General features: G+C 59.8%; 4 protein-coding genes. All 4 read left to right on the plus strand.

The features are described from left to right. Window positions 1-101 precede the first annotated feature (101 nt). The 4 genes from Q0Z94_RS11185 (at window position 102) to grpE (ending at window position 3,952) form a co-directional block, all read left to right on the plus strand. The gene (locus tag Q0Z94_RS11185) at window positions 102-815 is read left to right on the plus strand and encodes a Smr/MutS family protein (RefSeq protein WP_298069738.1); all 714 of its coding nucleotides are present in this window, start codon (window positions 102-104) and stop codon (window positions 813-815) included. A gap of 276 nt (window positions 816-1,091) precedes the next feature. Further along, window positions 1,092-2,366, plus strand: a complete 1,275-nt coding sequence (locus tag Q0Z94_RS11190; protein ID WP_298069740.1) for an adenylosuccinate synthase — start codon at window positions 1,092-1,094, stop codon at window positions 2,364-2,366. A 48-nt stretch (window positions 2,367-2,414) separates the two neighbouring features. Next, on the plus strand, window positions 2,415-3,314 hold the full coding sequence (locus tag Q0Z94_RS11195; protein WP_298069742.1) for a DNA polymerase III subunit delta: 900 nt from the start codon (window positions 2,415-2,417) through the stop codon (window positions 3,312-3,314). A 74-nt stretch (window positions 3,315-3,388) separates the two neighbouring features. Then, complete coding sequence (grpE, locus tag Q0Z94_RS11200; RefSeq protein ID WP_366517619.1) at window positions 3,389-3,952, plus strand: nucleotide exchange factor GrpE; 564 nt, start codon at window positions 3,389-3,391, stop codon at window positions 3,950-3,952. Window positions 3,953-4,234: the final 282 nt, after the last annotated feature.

Here is a 4,234-nt window from a genome sequence, read left to right on the forward strand (position 1 = left end):
AAGACTCCTTTGCTTTCGTTAAGCCTTAAATAACATAAACTTATAGAAAGTGTCAACTCCTAATTATAACAGAGCCAAAGGAAAAGCCCTGTCCCACACCCTTGCCCGAACGCCGGGCCGAGCCGGATCAGGAAGAGGAACCCGCCACGCTCACGGCCATGGCACTTGCCGGTATGCGCATAGCCCGAAGCGGGGACGGCCCATCGCTTCAGCAGGCGGCAGGCGAGGACGATGAGGAAGGCAGCCGGGACTTTTTGCGAGCCGTCAAGGGCACACGCCCTCTGCACCACGGTGGCCGGGACGTTCCGCCGGAGCCGGAGCAACAGCCCGCGCCCTGCATCGGCAGCAGGCACCCGCTTCAGGACTTTATGGACGGCAAGGTTGAATTTTCCGTGGCCAGCACCGCCGAGTATGCGGAAGGGCACGTCGTCGGACTGGATCTTTCGCTCGTGGGGCGGCTTCAGGCCCGGCAGTTCAGCCCTGAGGCGCACATCGACCTGCACGGGCTGAACAGCGAGCAGGCCTTTCACACGCTGGTGGGTTTCTTTCGGAGTTCGTACTACAAGGGCGTGCGAGTGGCCCTTGTCGTGACCGGACGCGGGCTGAACTCGCCCAACGGCACACCCGTGCTGCGGGGGCGGGTGCAGGAGTGGTTCACCCAGGATCCTTTCAAAAGAGTGGTTCTGGCCTTCTGTTCCGCCAGACAGGAGGACGGCGGCACGGGCGCGTTTTATGTACTGCTGCGGCGGTATAAGAAAAATGCGGGCAAGATACGCTGGGATGTTCTGCCGTCCGATCCCGACCTCTATCTTTAAGCAGCAGCGTATACCAAAGAGCGCTGTCATACTATAATGCAATTGAATTCTGCACTATCCGCCGGGAGTGAAGGAGCCGCTTCTCATAGTCTCAAGTTGCGCCGGCGATGAAATTGCCTGAGCAGTACCGCACCTTTCCTGAAAGCTGGGTACTTTTTCCGAAAATTCTCCTGTTGACGCTGAGCGTAAAGACATTTATAAAAAAATATCGGAATGTGTATTCAGAAAAGCCGTGTTTTTTCTGTCAGGTGCACGGCTCCTTCAAGGAGAAAATGTATGTCGCATATGATTGTCGTGGGCGCGCAGTGGGGCGATGAGGGGAAGGGCAAGATCGTTGATCTGCTTACTTCAGAAGTGGACATGGTCGTCCGTTTTCAGGGCGGCAACAACGCCGGACATACAGTCATCGCCAACGGCAAGAAGTACGTCCTGCACGTCGTCCCTTCGGGCATACTTCATCCCGGTAAGATGTGCGTCATCGGCAACGGCGTCGTTCTTGACCCGGAAGGTTTTCTTGAGGAGATTGACGCGCTTGCAGCCCTGGGGCTGGACGTAAGCCCCTCGCGGCTCAAGATCAGCTACAGGACACATTTCATCATGCCGTATCACCGTGCTCTCGACGGGGCACGGGAAGGTCATGCCAAGGATAAAATCGGTACCACGGGGCGCGGCATAGGACCGTGCTATGAGGACAAGAAAGCTCGTGTGGGTGTGCGTGCAGGCGACCTTACCGATCCGGAAGTCCTGAAGAGCAAGATTACCCATGCACTGGAAGAGAAAAACGTCCTCTTCACCCAGCTTTACGGTTTGCCCGTCATGGATGCTGAAGCGGTGTTCCAGAAGCTGATGGCGCTGGCTCCCCGGATTCTTCCCTATCTGGCGGACGTTTCCAGCGTCATCCTGGACGCTCATGCCGCCGGAAAGCGCATTATGTTTGAAGGGGCTCAGGGCGTCATGCTGGATATCGACCACGGCACCTATCCCTTTGTTACGTCCTCCAACGTGGCCTGCGACAACGCGGCTCTCGGTTCCGGCATCTCCAGCGGCATCATCGGCGAACGCATCGCCATCGTCAAAGCCTACACTACCCGTGTGGGAGCAGGACCTTTTCCCACGGAGCTTTTCGACAAGACCGGCGAAGAACTGCGCAGCAGGGGCGGCGAATTCGGCGCGACCACCGGACGGCCTCGGCGCTGCGGCTGGCTGGACATTGCCGTACTGCGGGAAATGGCGCGCCTGTGCGGGCCTACGTCCATCGCCCTTACCAAGGTGGATGTACTGAGCGGCATGAAGGAAGTGAAGATCTGTGTGGCCTACGAGTACGAGGGCCGAGTGGTGCAGTATCCGCCGCAGACCCCGCGCGGTCTCGACCAGGTCAAGCCCGTGTATGAGACCATGCCCGGCTGGAGCGAAGACCTCACCGGCTGCGACCGCTGGGAAAGCCTGCCTGAAAACTGCCGCCGCTATATCGACCGCATACAGGAACTGCTCGGCGTGAAGATCGACTATATTTCTGTCGGGCCAGACAGAAAGCAGACGTTCCGGCGCTGAGTCATGAGTGCGGCTAAGGAGAGTAGAAAGGAGAGCAGAAAGGCTTCTTTGCGCAAACATGCCGCGGAGGAGACGATCCCCGGAGTGGAGGAGGCCAGGGCTGCCTTCGCGCCTGCGCTTTCTGCACACCTTGCCCGTCCCCGCGCCGTTCTTTCCGCACTGTCTGCCGAGCCGCCTCAGCTTCTTCATCTGGAAGGCGGGGAAATGGCGGAGCGGATGGCTCTCGCCCTGTGGTGGGCCGCATTGTTCAACTGTGATTCCGACGGGGAACAGCCCTGCCTCGCCTGCCCGTCCTGCCTGCGCATCGGTGCCGGGATACACCCTGATGTCATTCTGCTGGACGGCAGGAAGGAGAGTATCAAGATTGCCGACGTCCGCGCGCTGCGTCCCGTGCTGGGGGAAAAGCCCCGCCTTGGCAGACGGCGGGTCATTGTGCTGGCGGAGGCTCAGTCTTTGGGAACGGAAGCCGCCAATTCCCTGCTGAAGGTTCTGGAAGACCCCTGCCCCGATACCGGCTTCATTTTTACCGCGCCGCAGCGGGAGCGTCTCCTGCCTACACTGGTTTCCCGTGGGTGGGTGGTGACGCTGCCCTGGCCCGCCGCGGACCGTGCGCTTCCAGCGGAACTCCTGCCCTGGGAAGAAGCTCTGGCAGGTTTTGCCCGTGAAGGACGAGGCTGGTTCGACAGGACGGCGGAGCGCAGCGCCGTGGACACTCCTCTGGCACGGCAGATCGCGCTCCTTGTCGAAAAGGCTGTGGCCGCACGTCTTGCCGGGCGCAAGGGTGGGGCTTTGAGCGGTGTACTCCGCAGTCTTTCGGACGCGGAACTCCTGGCGCTGGACGAGACCGCGGCCGGGAGCCAGGACGCGCTTCAGGCGCAGGTCAATCCTCTCCTGGTTCTGGATACTTTGGCTGTCCGCTTGTATTCCATGCTTCATCCCGGGCAGTGACGAGGTTTTGATGCCATGAACTTGACAGCCGGGACTTTCGTTCCTAGTTCTTCGGTATCTTATGGAGGTCGCACATGAGTCAGGAAATGGAAGATCAGATCCCCGTCTCCGAGACGGAAGCCGATACTGCGCCGGAAAGCGCTCCCACGCCGGAGAAGACGGAAGAGCAGATACTGGAAGAGTGCAGGGCCAGGCTCTGCGCCGCATGTGATGTGAAGGCTGAGGCGGATGCCGTGAGGCTGCGCGCACTGGCGGAGATGGATAATTTTAAGAAGCGCGTTCAGCGTGAAAAGGAAGAGCAGGCACGCTACGCTGCGGAAAAAGTTCTCGCCGATCTTTTGCCTACGCTGGACAATCTGGATCTTGCCCTTCAATACGGCGGGCAGACGGAAGAGTGCCGCAGCATGATGGTGGGCGTGGAAATGACCCGCACCATGCTCCTTGCCGCGCTGAAGGAACACGGACTTGTTCCCGTGGGCAAGACCGGGGAGGAATTTGATCCCAATCTGCACGAGGCCGTTGGGCAGGAAGCCTCGGAAGAGGTGCAGTCCGGGCATATCGTCCGTGTCATGCAGAAGGGATATCAGCTGAATGATCGCCTGCTGCGTCCCGCGCGTGTCATCGTTGCGGCCAAATGAGTTCCAGAAGAAAGAATACGGGAAGCCAGGGGCTTCCCGAAGCAGAAAAAGCTGGAGAGGGAGAAAGATGTTTCAATCCACAGTCGCCTCTATCCGCCGACTGACTCCGCAACCGGCGGATAGGGGCCGTGCGGATTGCCCCTTCCTTCCCCGCTTCGGCGGCGTGACCATGTTTGCCGGCAGAGCCGGACAAACACGTCGCCTTCGCTATCAGCTCGCTGACGCTCGCGCGACTTTCCCCGCTTCGGCGGCGTGACCATGTTTGCCGGCAGAGCCGGACAA

The sequence above is a fragment of the uncultured Mailhella sp. genome (assembly GCF_947631555.1).
Classification (GTDB): Bacteria; Desulfobacterota; Desulfovibrionia; order Desulfovibrionales; family Desulfovibrionaceae; genus Mailhella.

Coding starts and splice junctions, on each gene's coding strand:
- grpE (WP_366517619.1), top strand. CDS start 3,389: ATGAGTCAGGAAATGGAAGATCAGATCCCCGTCTCCGAGACGGAAGCC.
- Q0Z94_RS11190 (WP_298069740.1), top strand. CDS start 1,092: ATGTCGCATATGATTGTCGTGGGCGCGCAGTGGGGCGATGAGGGGAAG.